Below are 17185 nucleotides of genomic sequence, written 5' to 3'. Positions count from 1 at the left end.
GAGTTCCCGATGTCCACTCGCCCCCACGCCACGACGCCACCTCCCGACGCCTACTACACGCAGCTGGCCTGCGCGGCGGACCGCATGTTCCTGTACTTCGGCCTGATACTCGGCCTGGCGTCGTTGGCGCTGGCGCTGTGGTCAGGGCAATGGCTGCCATTCTTCGCGATCAGCCTGCCTTCGCTGGCGCTGATGGCAGTGCAGATCAAACTGGCACCGGGCAGCCTGCTCAGCCGGGTGACGGTGGCATTGGTGCTGATGGCGCTGGTCGCCGCCACCATCCAGCAGGCCAATGGCCTGGTGGAAATGCACTTCGGCGTGTTCGTGGTGATCGCGCTGCTGTTGTACTACCGCGACTGGATCCCGGTGGTGGTGGCTGCCGCTGCAATCAGCGTGCATCACCTGGCCTTCTACTGGCTGCAGACGCGCGGCCTGCCGGTGCGTGCCTTTGCCGCGGGCAGTGGTCTCAATATCGTCCTGCTGCATGCACTGTACGTGGTGGTTGAGACCGCCTTCATCAGCGCAATGGCGGTGCAACTGCGGCGCCAGGTACTGACCCTGGGCGCGGCACCTGCACGGCTGCGTGCGATGGTGGATGCGATCGCCAGCGGTGAACGCAACGACGCCATTGGCAACGAACGCAGCTTCGCCACAGGCACCCTCGCCGATGGCGTGCTGCGCATGCGCACCCAGCTGGAGCAGAAGCACCAGCTGGAAGCCGCGCTGCACCATGAGAACACCCAGATCCGCGCCTCGCTGGACGCCTCGCGCACCGGCATGATGATCGCCGACAACGAACACATCATCCGCTACGTGAACCGCTCGGTCGTGGCCTTGCTGCGCAACCAGCAGGACAGCCTGCGCAAGGCCTTCCCGGACTTCAACGTCGATACCCTGGTCGGCAGCAGCATCCACCGCTTCCACGCCAACCCGGCGCGTATCCGCGGCATGCTCGACCAGCTCAGGAAGGTGCACAACGGCCAGATCACCATTGGCCCGGTGCATTTCAGCCAGGTGGTGACGCCGGTATTCAACGCCGACGGCAGCCGCAGCGGCTTCGCGGTGGAGTGGCACGACCGCACCCAGGAACTGGCGCTTGAGAACAGCGTCGCCGGCATCGTCGCCGCCGCCTCGGCCGGCGCTCTCGACCAGCGCCTGCAGGCGGTGAACGAGGCTGGCTTCATCCAGACACTTACCACCGGCATCAACCAGCTGCTGGAGGTGGTTGCCACCACCACCGGCGAACTGCGCACGATGTTGTCGGCGCTGGCTGCTGGCGACCTGGATCACCGCGTGCAGGGCGACTACGCCGGCGATTTCGAAGCGATGAAGAACGACGCCAACCTTACTGCCGAACGCCTGACCGGCATTGTTGGCCAGATCAAGCAGTGCTCGCTGGCGATCAACACCGCCGCGCACGAACTGGCGGCGGGCAATGACGATCTTTCGCGCCGTACCGAGCAGCAGGCCGCCAACCTGGAGGAAACCGCCGCCTCGATGGAAGAACTGACCGCCACGGTGCGCGAGAACGCGGCCTCGGCCCGTCAGGCCAACCAGCTGGCCATGGGTGCTGCCGATGTCGCTGCACGCGGTGGCGATGTGGTTGGGCAGGTGGTGTCGACGATGCATGCGATCGAGCTGTCCTCCAAGCGCATTGCCGAAATCATCGGGGTGATCGATGGCATCGCCTTCCAGACCAATATCCTGGCACTGAACGCCGCGGTGGAAGCCGCACGTGCCGGTGAGCAGGGCCGTGGCTTCGCAGTGGTCGCATCGGAAGTGCGCAGCCTGGCACAGCGCTCGGCCACCGCCGCACGCGAGATCAAGGAACTGATCGGCGACTCGATGGGCAAGGTGGACGATGGTGCCGCGTTGGTCGCACAGGCCGGCAGCACCATGAGTGAGATTGTCGGCTCGGTGCAGCAGGTCAGCGACATCGTCGCGCGGATTGCCGCGGCTTCGCAGGAACAATCGGCCGGCATCGAGCAGGTCAACCACACCGTCGTGCAGATGGATGAAACCACCCAGCAGAATGCAGCCTTGGTGGAAGAAGCCAGCGCGGCGGCGCGCTCGATGGAAGAGCAGGCCAGTGCGTTGGCGGAGGCGGTTTCGGTGTTCCGCTATTCGGCCGGTGGTGAAGCCGAGGTGATGCGCCGGGTGGGATAAGGTGCCGCTGTTGCTGTTGCTGTTGCTGTTGCTGTTGCTGCTGTTGCTGTTGCTGGTGCTGCAGTACGAGCAGGGGCAGGAACAAGATCAGACGCGGATGCTAAAGCAGGAGCAAAGGCACCCCTCCCCAACCCTCCCCTTGCCTGCGGCAAAGGGAGGGGGAAGAGCGGGCACTGCAGGTGTCTAGATAGCCGCCAAGTGCATGGTCCATCCCCTCCCTTTGCCGCAGGCAAGGGGAGGGCCAGGGAGGGGTGCTTTTGGCTTTTGGCTTTTGGCTTTTGGCTTTTGGCTTTTGGCTTTTAGCTGTAGCTGTAGCTGTAGCTGTAGCCCTTCTCCCGCCTGCGGGAGAAGGGTTGGGATGAGGGGGGCTTTTGATCTTGTCGGCAAGGCCCTGCCGAGCATGGCTCGGCACTACAGTGGCCTTTACCGCTTGCGGGGTAAGAGGGGCAGCTTGCGAACCACAGGTTCGCTGCCCATCGAACGCCCTTGCGCCAGCGCAAGGGCCGGGGCGCGGAGCGAGGGTTGGGATGAGGGGAAGCTTTTGATCTTGCCGGTAAAGCCCTGCCGAGCATGGCTCGGCACTACAGTAGCCTGCTTTGGCTTTACGCTCGAGGAGCGAAGAGAAAGCTTTTGACGTTGCTTCGGATTCGCCCTCAGCCCTGCGCCCGCAGCAGCTGATGCAAGGTGCTCTTCAACCTGCGGCCTTCCTCACGCAGGTAATCGCGCTCATCGCGCCACTCGGGAAAACGCGCTTCCACTTCCGCCCAGAACGCTGGCGAGTGGTTGGCCTGCAACAAGTGACACAACTCGTGCACCAGCACGTACTCGAACGCCGACGGCCGCGCCAATACCAAGGCCAGGTCCAAGGCCATCGAACCATCCGGCGCCAGTGATCCCCACTGCGAGGACATCACCTTTGGCCGCAGCCGTGACGGTGCACGTGCCAGACCGGGCAGATAGCGCGGCAGCCATTGGCCGACATCGGCGCGCACCTGCACTTCATAGAACTCTCGCAGCGCGCGCCGCAACGCCGGTTCCCCAGCGCGTGCCGGCAGCTGGATCGTCACCACACCCGCATCAACCTCGATGCGGGTGAACCGACCTTCCTGCCATTGCACCGGCAACAACTCGCCGCGCAGGGGCAGCACGCCGGGCTCACGCAGACGCAGTGCTGGCGCGAGCAAGCCATCGCCTCCCAGCCGCGCCAACTGCTGCTGCAACCATTGCCGGTTGGCCTGCAGGAAGCGCTCGCCGGAAACCAGACTGGCCCGCAGCGGCATGGTCAGCCGCGCACCACGTTCGTCCACGCTGAGTTTGAGCCGGCGTGCACGCGGATCACGCACGCGCAGCACTTCGATCTCGGCATCGTCCAGGCGCAGGCGCACCGTGTCGCGCTGGATCACCGGCGCGGCGGGGGTCATCAGACGGCGAAGCAGGCTAACCATGGTCCCAGCATAGTCCCTACCCGGTTACGAAACCGGGTAGGTCAGCAACGGGTTCAGCTATCAGCCTTGCTCAGCTTGAATGCCTGCTCCAGCAGCAGGAACAGTCGACGGATCTCACCGCTCTGCAGGGCGAAGCGGGCATCCAGTTCGGCGCGACGGCCTTCCTCGTCGATGTGCTCGAGCTGGTCCAGCGCGCCATCGAGGAACTTCAACTTGCGCACGATCAGGTCGTCGCCGAGCACGAAGGACAGGTTGTCCTCGAAGATCAGCGCCAGCTTGGTGACCTGCTTGCCGGCATCCAGGTGCTTGTCGATCTCGTCGCAGCGCAGTTCCTGGTGCTGGCACTTGACCACCGCGCCACCCTCGGCCGGGTCCTTCATCTCGCATTCTTCGCCCAGGCTCAGGCCTTCGGGCAGCGGCTCGCCGGCGATCCACGCAGTCAGGATAGCGCGCGGTGCGACTTCGGCGTTCAGCGGCATCGCCGGGAAGCTGCCGAGCATGCCGCGGATGTCGCTCATCACGTTCTCGCCGGTCTTGCGGCTGGAACTGTCGACGGCGACGTAACCGTGCTGCAGGTCGAGGAAGGCATCGGTACGCGAGCTCTTGACGAAGGCGCGCGGCAGCAGCTCGTGCAGCAGGTCGTCCTTCAGGCGCTTGCGCTCACGGCCACCGGGTTTGCGACCTTCCTTCTCTTCGATCTCCTCCAGCTTGCGCTGCAGCAGGTCGTTGACCACCACGCTGGGCAGGATCTTGTCTTCACCGCCGACGGTCAGCCACAGCGCATCACCGATGCGATGCGAGAACTGGATCTTTTCTTCACGGCCGAACGGCGAGATGAAGCCGCGCGAGGTCATTTCCAGCGCGCCGACCGGCTTGAGCACCACCTGCGGCAGCAGCGTGTCGACGTCGGAGAAATCAATGGAGGTTGGGAAACGGAACAGCGTGAGGTTCTTGAAAAACATGGATGTCCTATTTCGTATTCATGGTTCAGGGGCATGCTTCTCCTCGCAGGAAAAGCTGCTCCGAAGAGCGTGCCGCCGGTGGAGCCGGGGGATGGATGAGGGTGATGCGCAGTGCTTGGTTTGAAACCACCGTAGCACTGCCCCCCTCATCCCAACCCTTCTCCCGGAGGGAGGAGGGCTTCTTGATCCTGCTGCTTGTCGCTGCCGTCCAGCCACGCCTGCGCATCGGACTGTGGTGCGTCTTCACGGCGACCCAGCGCCATGAAGTCGAACAACTTGGGATCGGCCAGCTGCGACGGACGGATGTCGCCCAGCGCGCGCGAGATCTGCTCGATGCGGCCGGGCGTGTCCTTTTCCCACTGCTTCATCATCAGGCCGACCTGCTTGCGCTGCAGGTTTTCCTGAGTGCCGCACAGGTTGCACGGAATGATCGGGAACTGGCGGGTGTTGGCGTATTCGATGATGTCCGCTTCGCGCACATAGGCCAGCGGGCGGATCACCACATGCTTGCCGTCATCGCTGCGCAGCTTGGGCGGCATGCCGGAAATCTTGGAGTGGTGGAACAGGTTCATGAAGAACGTGGCCACCATGTCATCGCGGTGGTGGCCCAGCGCGATCTTGGTGAAGCCATTGGCTTCGGCGTAGGTGTACAGCGAGCCACGGCGCATGCGCGAGCACAGCGAACACATGGTCTTGCCTTCCGGGATGACCCGGCTCACCACCGAATAGGTGTCCTGTTCGATGATGTGGTACGGCACGCCGATCGAGGCCAGGTATTCGGGCAACACATGTTCCGGGAAACCCGGCTGCTTCTGGTCCAGGTTCACCGCCACCAGCTCGAACGGCACCGGCGCCTTCTTCTGCAGCTGTAGCAGGATGTCGAGCAAGGTATAGCTGTCCTTGCCACCGGACAGGCAGACCATCACCTTGTCGCCGGCCTCGATCATGCCAAAATCAGCAATGGCCTGGCCTACCTGGTGACGCAGGCGTTTGCCGAGTTTCTGGTGTTCACGTTCGGCCACGTGCGGATCACGGGCCCGCGGGGCGGGATCGGGAAGGGAAATGACAGCGCTCATGCCCCCATTCTACCGGGTCGGCAGCGTCCCTCACGCGGCCAGCGGCAACGTGTATGCTCAATCCCCGTGGAGACCATGACCCCCGAGCAGATCAGCCAACGCATCGCCGTCCTGCGGGCCGAACACCGCAGCCTGGACGAAGACATCTCGCGCCTGGCCGCCAACCCGGACGACGATCTGGAGTCCAAGCGGCTGAAGAAGCGCAAGCTGCAGCTGCGCGACTGCATCACCAAGCTGGAAAGCATGCTGATCCCGAACGAGCCAGCCTGAATGCGGTTCAACAATCACCGGCTGGCAATCACCGTGTAGTGCCGAGCCATGCTCGGCAGCAGCTTTCCAAGGCAATCCACCGCACACTGCGGTTGCAGGAGCGGCGTCAGCCGCGAAGCCGCCAGCGTTGAAACCGACGGGATGCCGGCAGCCGCGACAGCTCAACTTGTTGTCGGCTTCGCGGATCAGCGGCAGACCGTGGCCAGCACGCTGACCAGGCGCACCAGGCCAACCTGCCCCCGCTCTCCCGTTTTGTCATAAATGGTCTTGAGCCGACCCAGGGCCGTACCTGGGGTTATTCCACACTCAAGGGCGGCTGCGCCAACATCGGCATGTCGGTGCATTGCGGACGCCAGCCGCGATTCGGCCTCCGTCAGCCCAAACAGCTGTCGCAATGCAGACTCCAGCGACTCTGGTGCCGGTCTCACCTCGCGTGCGAAAACCAGTAACACCCCCTGCTCCTGCGGTGACCATTTCACGAGCCGATGTGCGGTCAGAACCAGGCACGGACGCTGTGCGGCATCGTGCAACACCAGCTTCTCCACATCCCCGCCGAGCAACTGGCTGTCGCCGCGCAACGCGCGTTGCAAAAGCCCCTGCAGCCCCGCCTGGGCACGCCCTGCCACGCCCAACTGCCCCCCCTCTCGGCGTAGCAATCCGTACTCCAGCAAACGTTCGGCAGCCGCATTGCTACGGCAGATACGCAGATTCCCGCCCAACATCAACATTGCTACCGGCGAACACTCCAGTGCCTGCTCCAGTGTGGTCACCTGCTGCTGCAGGTCACCGATCCGCCGCAACATGGCATAGGCGTTGATCCAGTGCGGGGTCAGCGCCTGCAGCAAGCCGAGCTCCTGCTTGCCATAGGTCCGCTTCAGGTCACCGTGGCACATGGACAAGGTCACTGAGTTGGTGCCGTCATACAGACCTACCGATGCCACCTGCTGGACGATATCCAGCTGCCGGTAATAGGCGTCATAGAAACCGCTGTTCAACGCGACGCTGCGGGCAAGGAATGCATCCGTGTTCAACACCCGGCCGATGGCCAATTGCGGGCTGACCCGCTTCATCCACGGGTCGTCACGCAGGTCCAGGTCAGCCAGCAGTCCAGCCATATACGCATTGTCCACGCCATGTATGTGGCTGAGCTGGCCCTTGCCGGCGGCGACATCGTGAATGATCACCCCGGTGATGTGGCTGCAGGTGGCTTCGGCCATGCGTTGGTTGAATACTTCCAGCTGCGCCGGATCCAGCACCGAAGCGTAGAGCGGTCGCAGCAATTCACCCAGCAGTTCCCCATCAGCCATGTGCTCCTCCCGTGGTGAGGACGAACCAATGCAGCTGCTTGGGCAGGCAGCCGGAATACGAGCGCCTCATCCGCCCTCCCCCAACGCCACCAACTGAATCATCCGATCCAAGGCCTTCCCCCTGTTGTCAAGCCCCGGTTGGGAGTGTTTTGGGTTTTGTGGCTACGGTCAACTGCCGGTGACAGCGCTTGGTGCTGGTTTGGTCGATCAGGCGACAGATCGGCAGGCCCAACGTCTGCAGGGGGCAGCATGAAAAAAGCGAATTCCAGCCGCACGCATGCGGTTGGCCATGGGCATGCATTTCGATGGTCAGGCGCCGTGGAACCACAGCCGGACGCGCAGCGCGTTCAGCGGCCACAACGACTCCTGCGTGGCGCGGACGAATCCTCCACGCAACTCGCACGCCCTCCCGTGGAGTCCCCGGTACCGATGTATCAGAAGAGAACGGAGATGTTGTGCCGCAACACCACCGTATCGCGGGACCAGGGAATACCACCGCTGACAGCAAGCGGCACGGAAAGGACATCAAGGACGTGAACATGAAACCGCTACTGCTTCTCCCGGCACTGGTTCTGATCACCGGCTGCGCCAGCCTCCAGAACATCAATGCACCCTGGCGCAAACCCATCCAACCGCTGACGTATCAAGAGATCTATGAGTTCGCGACTGAGCCCAAAGCCGATGTAGTGCCGGGCGAGAACGATAAGGGGGTCGCAGAGGATCAACCGAAACCGACGCTGCGCAGGAAGGCCTACGACGAACTCCCGCAGTACATCAAGGACATGGCTGGCGTATTCAAGAGGGATTCAAAACTGTCGCAAGCCAACTCGGCCAGCCGGCAAGAAGCGGCCACATTTCTTGAAAGCGGAATGATCGTGACGAACATGCTGTGCTCGGCGTACATGCTCCAGGTAACGCAGAAGCAACAGCAACGCCGCTATGGACGCGATCTGGCAAGCAACACCAACACGGCCCTCAGCACCGTCCTCAACCTGACCAAGAGCAGCAACCTTGCCACCGGCATCACAAGCGCCCTCTTTGGCGGGCTGGACGTCAACTACCAGAACTGGGATGCACATTACGTCGCATCCGTCGACCTGCCGCTGGCTGAGACCCTGGTCCGCTATGCAATGGAAAGGCAGGCCCAGGAAAACGTTGCCAGGTCAAAGGCAACTGACTTCACCTACAGGCAGGCCGAGAGCAGGCTTCAGCAGTACGCCAGTACCTGCAGCTTCAATGGCATCAAGACCCTCATCAACCAGTCCGTATCGGCGGGGAAAAACAACCTCGTGGTGGATGAAACAGGCGCTGCCAACGCCGACAGCAATTCGGCATCCGGGCTCATCAAGGCAATGGAGCTTCAAGCAAGCGCTATCAACGCATTCCGGCAATGTGACCTGCAGGCCGCAGCGGCTGCCTTCGCGATGGCAAAGGACTCGCACCCCGTGTACGGAAGCAACCAGCAACTCATCGACGCACTCCGCGCATCGGAGCCAGATCGCGCCAAGGTCAAGTCGGTCGTCAAGACAATGGGGATCGATCCGCCGCTCCAGTGCTTTCCATAGCCGTCGAAGAATCGCACTCAACTACAACTCGAAATCACCTGTCTCCCCTTGACTCCATCCCTCTGGAAGGTCACATGAAAAACGCCCCCCGACACTGCCTCCTTGTTGCTGCCGTCGGTCTTCTGCTTGGCGGTGATGCCCTCGCCCAAACCAAGCAAACCGTCGAAGGTGCACACCAGTTCCTGAACAGCGTGCCGAACAGATCAACCAGGTATGTGCCCGAACGCGTGGCGACGTTCGATGGAATCCCGGCCATGTACAACCTGTGGGTCAGGAAAACCGACAACATCGACCAGAGCGGGAACGTGAACCCGTGCGTCACCCGCATAACAGAAATGGAATACGAGAACGCGGGTGTGTACGCGGGAGGAGTTCGCTGGACCGCATCCACCGACGGGGTTGCCATACTCCGCCCGCTGAGCGAATTTCCACTCCCACGCTACATCAACTGGGGGAAAGTGAGCATCACCAGGCTGGCGAACTCGATGTCGGACGGCTCCGGCAAGCGTGAGCTCATCCTTGCCACCAGCGGAGCCACCGATGGTTACGGCTTGAATGTTGCAGACCCGTTGATGGCCGATCGCGTCGAGTACGCGATGCGCTTTCTGCAGGCCAGTTGTGACGAAGCTGCGAGCACTGGATTCTGACCATGAAGCCGACGATGCTTGCGGTGGCGTTCATTCTTCTCACCGTGCCAACTGCGTTGCCAGCACAGCAGCCCCCCCGCCAGTTGAGCGAAGAAGACCTGGCAAAAGTGCGCCGCGGGGTGGAGCGGAACAAGGAGATCAGTGCACAGGGCGAGCAGCAAGCTGCAGCCAAGCGCCGGGAGGACGAACTGCGCCGACAGGAAGAAGCACTGGCAAGCGATGATGGTTACGAAGACGACGGCGGGGACGATGCCCCAGCGCAGAGCGGCGCCGCCAACATATTCGACGCGTTCATCGGCACGTTGGGTAGCGAAATGGCCAAGAAGCAGCAGGAGGATCTGCAGCGGCAACGCTTCCTGGACACTGTCCGTCGAGAAGCCGAGGCCGTGGACCGCCAGCGCCAACGCGATCTGGAACGCGAGCGCCTTGCGCAAGAACGCACCCGTCTGGAACGACAGGCCGAACAGCAACGCCAGCAGGCCATCGCCCAGCAACAGCGCCAGTCCGCGGCGAACGCTGGCAATGCGCGTGCCATCGGTGGCACGGGCGGGATTGGCAACTCCAGCGCCATCAGCAGCCAACAACAGACCGTGAAAGCGCGTGAAGACACCATGCGCGCCAACGTTGCGGCCGAACGCAAACGCCTGGCCGAAGAGCGCGAACGCGCGACAGCAACTGAACGCGAGCGGGTGATGCGCCCCTTTGTCGAGGCATCAAGCCGGCAGCAGGTGCAGACGATGTCATCCGCAGGAGGGGCCGCGGTTTCGACCACGCCAAAGACAAGTATTGCTCCGCCAGACTACGGCCCCGCCAAAGCATGGTGCCAAGCCAGCAACGCCGGAACATTCCAATGCATGGGCCCGTTGCAGAACCTGCTGTCGTGGTATCCCTCTCTGGAAACCGCGCTGAGCCAGGCCGGCTGCCCTGGTGGCGAAGGCTACAACCCCACGCCGGGCCACGGCGGAAGCAGCTTCAACTGTGGCCGGCAGCTGAAACCCAACGACTATCGGATGCCGACCTATGACCCCTACCGTGGCGGCGGCAAGCCGGTGCTGGTCAAGGCAGGGCCGTAACCTGCGGCCCTGGCAGTTGACCGTGTTCATCCTGTTTGCGTTCTACGCAGGACCCTGTTCCGCGCAGGTGGTCGTGTTGGCGCATCCGGACAGCGGCAATTTCGTCGTGGTCCAGGATCGTCCCGCTGCCGGCCAGGAAGCCACGCGACAGGCAAACACCAAAGGCCACAATGGCGGTTGGACCTTGCTCTTGAGCAGCACGCTACCGGGTCATGGTGCGATGTTCTGCTTCCGCCCAAAGGGCAAACAGATGCGTTATTTCATTGCCGAGGGCAAGGCAACTGCGACCGACGCAATCATTGATGCGCGGGCGCAAGCCAGTGCCGCAGCACGCGGCAGTGGCGCTTTCACCGCCATCTGCGGCATCTGGAACAATCGCAATACCTACGCGTTGTCACCACCGGCGATAACACGAACCATCGACATTACTCCCAGGGCAAACCTGGTTGATGATCACCCCAGGAAGGAAAACGAGCACGGCCTGATTGAAACCATCAAACATCAGATTCGCGAGCAGCTGAAATGCGTACCAGAGCAACAGCCATGCCCACCGCCACCGAAGCCAGCAGCCATTGGCGTACGCGGCTAACCGGCGATGCTCGACTGTAGTGCCGAGCCATGCTCGGCAGGCGGCCTTGCAAGCAAGGTCAGGGCTGCAGGAGCGGCGTAATCCGCGTTGCCTGCATGCGTGCTACCTGATTGAGCAGTGGCTTCGCGGCTTACGCCGCTCCCACAAGACCAGTCGATAGGGTAGTGCCGAGCCATGCTCGGCAGAGGCTGTACCGGTCGAGCCCCAGCGGAGCATGGCTCCGCTCTACAGTGTCTCCAATCAAACTGCTGGCGGCACTTCCGGCTTCGCCGCTTCCGGGCTCACACGCTCGATGGTGTGGCGCAGTTCGCGGCCGAGGATGAACTTGGCGTCCTTGGCCCAGGCATCCAGGCGCTCGTCGAACAGCAGCTTGCTGTTCTGGTCCGGCCAGACCAGGCGCAGTTCGCGCATCTTCTGGATGAAACCGCGGAACAGCGACTTGTCGAAGAACTCCGGTGCGGCCGGTGCATACAACAGGCTCAGGCGTTGCGCGGCCTGCTGGCACAGGCTTTCCAGCTCACCGGCACCCAGCGTGCCGGGGCCGTTCTTCACCAGCACCGAGATGGCGATGTAATAGCGCTCGAATGCCTGTTGCAGCGAGTGGCCGATCGCGCGCAGGCGGAATACTTCGTCGGTCTGGCCGGTGCTGCGCGCGAGCATGCCGCCATCGTCCTCGCCCACATGCTGGAGCAGGCCTTCGCGCACGAACACGTCGATGGTCTGGTCGATGCGCGCGGCGAACTCGTCCTCGCTCCAGGGCAGGAACAACTCTTCCTGCAGGAACGGGTAAAGCCCGCGGCCCAGGCGCAGCAGCCCGCCACGGCTCATGCGGCGGTTGTTCTGGAAGCAGCACGCCACCCACGACGAGGCGGTGAACAGGTGGATCACGTTGTTGCGGAAGTAACTCAGCAGCACCGCGGTATCGCCGCTGACGCTGAGCACGTCGCCCAGCGGGTGCTTGGTGCGGGTGAGGACGTTGATTTCCTCGGCGTGGGCGATGATGCGCTCGGGCGAATGCGGGGTGACCGTGACCCGGTCCGAGTACGGCATCTCCACCAGCAGCTTCTTGCTCAGCTCGATCTGCGCGATCAGGTCGGCCTCGCCCATCGCATGCTTGGGCGTGGACAGCAGCGCCAGCGCCAGCAGGTTGATCGGGTTGACGTCGGCGGCAGCGTTGACGTGGACGTTGATGTTCTGCGCGAGCGTGTCGACGGTCTTCATCAACCACGCTGGCTTCTCGTCCTCGGGCACCGGCTGGCCGTCCCACTCCGGGGCATTCACCGCCAGCACGTCGTTCAATGCGATCGGCTCGCCGAAGTTCACCACCACCTGGCCGTAGTTCTGCTTGAGCACCTTGGGGATGCCCCACAGCAGCGCCCAGATCGATTCTTTTTCCTTCGGCCGGCCGGACAGCTCGTCAAGGTAGCTGTTGCCTTCCATCAGCTTCTCGTAGCCGATGTAGATGGGCTGGAACAGCACCGGCTTGCGCGGCTGGCGCAGGTAGGCACGCAGGGTCATGGAGATGACGCCGCCCTTGGGCTGCAGCAGGCGGCCGGTACGCGAGCGACCGCCTTCGACGAAGTACTCGATCGAGTAGCCGCCCGATACCAGCTGCGCCATGTATTCGGAGAACACCGCCGAGTACAGTGGGTTACCACGGAAGCTGCGCCGCGCGAAGAACGCACCGCCCTTGCGCAACAAGGTGCCGACCACCGGCAGGTTGAGGTTGATGCCGGCGAAGATGTGCGGCGGCACGATGCCACGGTCGTACAGCAGGTAGCTCAGCAGCAGGTAGTCCATGTGGCTGCGGTGGCTGGGCACGTAGACGATTTCGTGGCCAGGCGCGGCTTCCTTGAACTTGTCCAGGTGGTGCACCAGCACGCCGGCGTAGATGCGGTTCCAGACGTGGCTGAGCATGAAGCTGGCCGAGCGCACCACCGGGGTGGAATAGTCGGCGGCGATTTCCCAGGCGTAGCCCTGCGCCTTCTTCCAGGCGTCGGTGGTCTTGGAGTTGTCGCGCTTGGCCTGCACGGCGATGGCTTCGCGCACCGAATCGGATTCCAGCACCTTGTCTACCAGCAGGCGGCGGGTGGACAGATCCGGGCCGATGATCGATTCGCGGATGCGGCGGAAGTGGGTGCGCAGCACGCGCTGCAGCTTGCGGACGGTGCGCTCCGGCTCCAGGCCTTCGTCGACGGTGCCGCGCAGCGAGACCGGCGGGGCAAAGCGGACGATGGTGTCGCGGCCGTTGAGCAGGATCGCGAGCAGGCGGCGGAAGCGGCCGACCAGCGCCCAGTTTTCCGAGAACAGCACCGCGAACCAGCCGCTCTGCTTGTCCGGGGCGCGGCCGACGAAGATCGACACCGGCACCAGGTGCACGTCCAGGCCCGGATTGGCGCGGTGCGCCTGCAGCAGCTTGGCCAACGAATCGGAATGGGTCTTGGCGCCGCGCTGCTCAGGGATCAGCGCGCTGTTGCTGGAACGCCGCGACAACGCCACGTAGGCGCGCTTGCGCCCGGTCGGGTCACCGGCCAGCGGCACCAGCGGCGACGGCAGGCCGGCATCGCGGCAGGCCTTGTCCAGGATCAGTGCATTGGACAGACCGTAGTCCTCCAGCACGTACACCACCGGGCGGCCGTCGTTGTATTCGCCAGGCTGCTCGGGCTCGATCTTCAGGCCCAGCCAGGGCTCGATCAGCTTGCCCAGCAGGCGCGCCCACCACGGGCGGCGCGCGGCGCGGGCCGCAGGCGCCGGACGCGCAGAAGCGCGCGGCACGATGGCAGCGGGAGTGGCGGGCGTCGCGTTGGCGTCGTCCGGCGGCAGCAGTTCACCCTGATCGGGCTGGGATTTCTGTTTCGACATCGGCGCCATTATGGCTTAGCCGCCGCTGCCGCGTTGTCTGCAGTTTGCAGGTCGGGATTTCCGGCCGGCTGAAGGGCCTCGGCCTTGGCCTGTTCGGCCGCGCGCGCGGCCGCCAGCACCGCGTCCACATCGCTGAGCGTGCGTGCCAGGTACCAACGCTTGTCGCGCCTCACCAGCGCCACTTCAAGGTCCAGTTCCTTGCCTGCGAGCGGGTACTGCACGCGAACGGTGGCACGGTCGCCATCCTGCGAGACCAAGCCGGTGCGCATCTGCTCAACGCTTTCATCCAGTTTCAGGCCATACGCGGCCAGCACCTGCTTGCTGGCCGCTGCGAACGGACCGAGTTTCTGCAAGGTGCCGGTCATGCCGGCCTGTTGGAAGGCCTGCTCATCGGCCAGTCCGGAGGCACGGGCGGCGGCAGTGAGGGTGGCAATCGAGCTCTGTGCCAGTTTCGGATCCGACAGTGGTGCGGCCTGCGCCCAATCGCTGAGTGCGGTAACCAGCTGCACGTAGTGCGCACGTTCGGCTGCGTTGTAGTCACCTTGGTGGCTGATGTACTGCACACCGAACAGGCCCAGCGAATGCGCGGCCTGCCGCACGGCCGCGCTCTGGCCTTCCAACTGCGCCTTGAAGGCGCGCTGCAGCGTGCGCTCGGCATCCTTCTCCGACAGCGTGGCCAGCAGCACAGGCAGTTTTTCGTCCAAGGGCAGCTCGGTCAGCGGCCAGCGGCTATGGCCCTGCGCCCAGGCCGCTTCCAGTTCGGCGTACTGGGTAGGTGGCACGGCGGCGCGGGCATAGCCGACCAGGTCGTTGTTGCGCAGGTACTGGGTCAGCTGGCGCACCGCCGCGGCTGGCTCGGTGGCGGCGCCGGGCAAGGGCTCGGCGTTGCGCTTGCAGGCCGCCAACAAGGCTACCAGGCAGACCGAGGCCAGGATGATGGTGTGGCAACTGCGTAGTGAACGGCGTTGCATGGCGGCGGCGATCCTCCCGTAGGCCAAGCATCTTGATGCCTGCCCGGTGACAGCGGCAAGCACGGCCGTCACGGTGGAGCGGAGAGTCGGGATTGGGGTTCGGGGATGGCTGACAGCAGGAGCGCCCCTCCCCAGCCCTCCCCTTGCCTGCGACAAAGGGAGGGGGCGCATGGCTGGTTCGATGGCTTCATGCACAGGGCCGGGTCTGCTCTCCGGCTGCCACACAACAAAGCGGCGAACGCAGTGCTCTCAACGAATCCCCAAAACCCGGCATAAAAAAAGAGGCCGCCCCGTTGCCGGTGACAGACCTCCTCAAACCGGTACGGGACCGGTAGACATGTTTGACGCATCGCCGGCAGAGCCGGACGAGACGTAGCCTACCCCCCCGATTCAGTTAAAGCAACACTTCATAAACAACCTTGTAAGTTGTTGATTTACTTGATTGATTCGAAAATTTCACGCTGAATAGCCAGCGCCGTGGCGCGCGGGTCGGCAGCCAGACGGATCGGCCGCCCGACGACAATGGCATCGGCGCCATCGGCAAAGGCCTGAGCCACGCCCACGGTGCGTTGCTGGTCGTCGCCGACCGGGCCGCCGGGACGGATACCGGGGCAGACGATGGAGAAACCCTGACCAGTCGCAGCGCGGATTGGCGCAGCTTCCTGGCCGGAAGCGATCACGCCGTCGATGCCGGCACGCTGCGCGGCCAGCGCGCGCTCCACCACCACGTCCACCGGTTCACGGTCGATGCCCATCTGCGCCAGGTCCGGACGCCCCATCGAGGTCAGCACGGTCACCGCCAGCAGGCGCATCTCCGAGCTGTTGGCGGCTGCAGCGGCCTCCATCATGCCCGGGTGCCAGCCGTGGATGGTGCAGTAGCTCACCGGCCACTGCGACAGACGGCGGATGACGCCTGCAATGGTGGCCGGGATGTCGAAGAACTTCAGGTCGACGAACACGCGCTTGTCGCGCTTGGCCAGTTCGTCGAGCACGTCGAAGTATTCGCCCGAGGCCAGCAGTTCCATGCCGATCTTGTAGAACGACACGGCATCGCCAAGCTTGTCCACCCATTCGATGGCTTCGGTTTTGCCGGGCACGTCGAGTGCGAAGATCAGGCGCTCGTCGTTACGCAGCGGCAGCGGCGCGCGGCTCATCGGGCCACCTCCAGCGCTTCGCGCTTTGCCCCGTTGCGCAGGTCCGCCGGCAACGACCAGGCATTATTGATCGCCGCACCTTCCCAACCACCATAGGTGGGGTTGGAGAGAATCCACCAGCGCGAGCCAATCCAGCCCTGGTACTTGTCCAGCAGCAGATCGCGCGCAGCCAGGCTGTTGTCCTCGACCTGCAGGAAATCGGTGAACTGGTCGCCCACCTGCATCAGTACACGGTAGTTCTGCGCCACCAGCTGGCGGCGGCAACCCTTCTCGCTGCCGTGTTCGGTGCAGCCCGGCACCGGCGTGCCCAGGCCCAGGTAGACGCTGTCATCGGCGACCGGGAAGCCAACCGCGCGCAGGTTGGCGATGGTCGCGTCCTTCATCGCGGCGGTGCGGTTGCTGATGTAGATCATGGTCACGCCCTTGGCGGCGGCGGCCTGCGCGAACTGCACTGCGCCCGGCACCGGCTGCGCCTTGCGCTCATCCACCCAGGCTTCCCAGGTCGCGTCGTTGTAGCTGCTGCCGTCGCGCACCAAACGCGCCTGATAGGGCGAGTTGTCCAGCACGGTTTCATCCACATCCACCACCACCGCCGGCTTCAACTTCGCCGATTGGTGCTTGCCACCCTCTTCCGGCAGCAGCGCGGTCCAGCTGCCATCGGCAAGCGCCGCGTCGAGCTGTGCAGCGGCCAGCCGCCAGGTCTGCAGCGCGCTGGCCCGGTACTCCTGCGAACGCTGCACCCACAGCACGGCATTGAGGTTGTCATTGGGCGCATTCGCCGGAGCCTCGACGGCATCGGCCGGGGACGGCGAAACGCGGCTCAGCGGCGCGGTCGAGCTGCAGGCGGCCAGCGAGAGCACGGCGCCGGCCAGCAGGGTAAGGGCGGGGAATCGGGACATGGCAACTACCGGGAATCTTTGAAAACCGCGCAAGTTTACCGGCTTGATGGGCTAAACCGGGGTCAGGGGCTAAAACCGGGTGGGGGGTGGGGGGTGGGGGGGGGAACCGCAGGGGGGCCCCGGGGGGGCCGGGGGGGGGGGGGAGGGAGGTGTTGGGGGCCCCGCCGAACCCCGCGCCGGGCGCGGGGGGCGGCGCGCC

General features: G+C 64.1%; 14 protein-coding genes. 6 read left to right on the top strand and 8 right to left on the bottom strand.

Going from position 1 to position 17185, the window contains the following annotated elements:
- Positions 1 to 9: 9 nt before the first annotated feature.
- A complete protein-coding gene (locus ACVOLI_RS13380) occupies positions 10 to 2166 on the top strand; it encodes a methyl-accepting chemotaxis protein (RefSeq protein WP_481614782.1) in 2157 nt (718 codons plus the stop codon).
- 653 nt (positions 2167 to 2819) lie between these two features.
- Here ACVOLI_RS13380 and ACVOLI_RS13375 read toward each other — a convergent pair.
- From ACVOLI_RS13375 to ttcA, 3 genes are all read right to left on the bottom strand, one after another.
- Entirely contained in the window at positions 2820 to 3611 is a 792-nt protein-coding gene (locus ACVOLI_RS13375) for a M48 family metallopeptidase (RefSeq protein WP_481509502.1), read from the bottom strand.
- A 53-nt stretch (positions 3612 to 3664) separates the two neighbouring features.
- The gene (locus ACVOLI_RS13370; RefSeq protein WP_282269426.1) at positions 3665 to 4573 is read right to left on the bottom strand and encodes a recombination-associated protein RdgC; all 909 of its coding nucleotides are present in this window, start codon (positions 4571 to 4573) and stop codon (positions 3665 to 3667) included.
- 146 nt (positions 4574 to 4719) lie between these two features.
- Positions 4720 to 5649 carry a tRNA 2-thiocytidine(32) synthetase TtcA gene (gene ttcA / locus ACVOLI_RS13365; protein ID WP_481614781.1) on the bottom strand — a complete coding sequence of 310 codons (930 nt, stop codon included), beginning with the start codon at positions 5647 to 5649 and terminating at the stop codon, positions 4720 to 4722.
- Between the two features lie 75 nt (positions 5650 to 5724).
- On the opposite strand from ttcA, the gene ACVOLI_RS13360 reads away from it, so the two are divergent.
- Positions 5725 to 5919 carry a YdcH family protein gene (locus ACVOLI_RS13360; RefSeq protein WP_481614790.1) on the top strand — a complete coding sequence of 65 codons (195 nt, stop codon included), beginning with the start codon at positions 5725 to 5727 and terminating at the stop codon, positions 5917 to 5919.
- Positions 5920 to 6104: 185 nt separating this feature from the next.
- Here ACVOLI_RS13360 and ACVOLI_RS13355 read toward each other — a convergent pair whose 3' ends face one another.
- Positions 6105 to 7226, bottom strand: coding sequence for a helix-turn-helix transcriptional regulator (locus tag ACVOLI_RS13355; protein ID WP_481614780.1), 1122 nt, complete (start codon positions 7224 to 7226; stop codon positions 6105 to 6107).
- A 539-nt stretch (positions 7227 to 7765) separates the two neighbouring features.
- Here ACVOLI_RS13355 and ACVOLI_RS13350 point away from each other — a divergent pair.
- The 4 genes from ACVOLI_RS13350 to ACVOLI_RS13335 all read left to right on the top strand — a co-directional run bounded on the left by ACVOLI_RS13350 (position 7766) and on the right by ACVOLI_RS13335 (position 11100).
- Complete coding sequence (locus ACVOLI_RS13350; RefSeq protein WP_481614779.1) at positions 7766 to 8791, top strand: hypothetical protein; 1026 nt, start codon at positions 7766 to 7768, stop codon at positions 8789 to 8791.
- A gap of 74 nt (positions 8792 to 8865) precedes the next feature.
- Complete coding sequence (locus ACVOLI_RS13345; RefSeq protein ID WP_481614778.1) at positions 8866 to 9438, top strand: hypothetical protein; 573 nt, start codon at positions 8866 to 8868, stop codon at positions 9436 to 9438.
- Between the two features lie 2 nt (positions 9439 to 9440).
- Positions 9441 to 10511, top strand: a complete 1071-nt coding sequence (locus tag ACVOLI_RS13340) for a hypothetical protein (protein WP_481614777.1) — start codon at positions 9441 to 9443, stop codon at positions 10509 to 10511.
- A 22-nt stretch (positions 10512 to 10533) separates the two neighbouring features.
- On the top strand, positions 10534 to 11100 hold the full coding sequence (locus tag ACVOLI_RS13335; protein WP_481614776.1) for a hypothetical protein: 567 nt from the start codon (positions 10534 to 10536) through the stop codon (positions 11098 to 11100).
- A gap of 240 nt (positions 11101 to 11340) precedes the next feature.
- Here ACVOLI_RS13335 and plsB read toward each other — a convergent pair whose 3' ends face one another.
- The 4 genes from plsB to ACVOLI_RS13315 all read right to left on the bottom strand — a co-directional run bounded on the left by plsB (position 11341) and on the right by ACVOLI_RS13315 (position 16986).
- Entirely contained in the window at positions 11341 to 13971 is a 2631-nt protein-coding gene (gene plsB, locus ACVOLI_RS13330) for a glycerol-3-phosphate 1-O-acyltransferase PlsB (protein WP_481614775.1), read from the bottom strand.
- Entirely contained in the window at positions 13971 to 14933 is a 963-nt protein-coding gene (locus ACVOLI_RS13325) for a hypothetical protein (protein WP_481614774.1), read from the bottom strand. The genes plsB and ACVOLI_RS13325 overlap by 1 nt, the downstream gene beginning before the upstream one ends.
- Positions 14934 to 15367: 434 nt before the next feature.
- The gene (pyrF, locus tag ACVOLI_RS13320) at positions 15368 to 16087 is read right to left on the bottom strand and encodes an orotidine-5'-phosphate decarboxylase (protein ID WP_481614773.1); all 720 of its coding nucleotides are present in this window, start codon (positions 16085 to 16087) and stop codon (positions 15368 to 15370) included.
- Entirely contained in the window at positions 16084 to 16986 is a 903-nt protein-coding gene (locus ACVOLI_RS13315; protein ID WP_481510542.1) for a 5'-nucleotidase, lipoprotein e(P4) family, read from the bottom strand. The genes pyrF and ACVOLI_RS13315 overlap by 4 nt, the downstream gene beginning before the upstream one ends.
- Positions 16987 to 17185 lie beyond the last annotated feature (199 nt).

The sequence above is a fragment of the Stenotrophomonas sp. STEN029 genome (assembly GCF_056760015.1).
The sequence above is the reverse complement of the archived record's forward strand: the minus strand, read 5'-3'. Positions and strand labels throughout refer to the sequence as shown.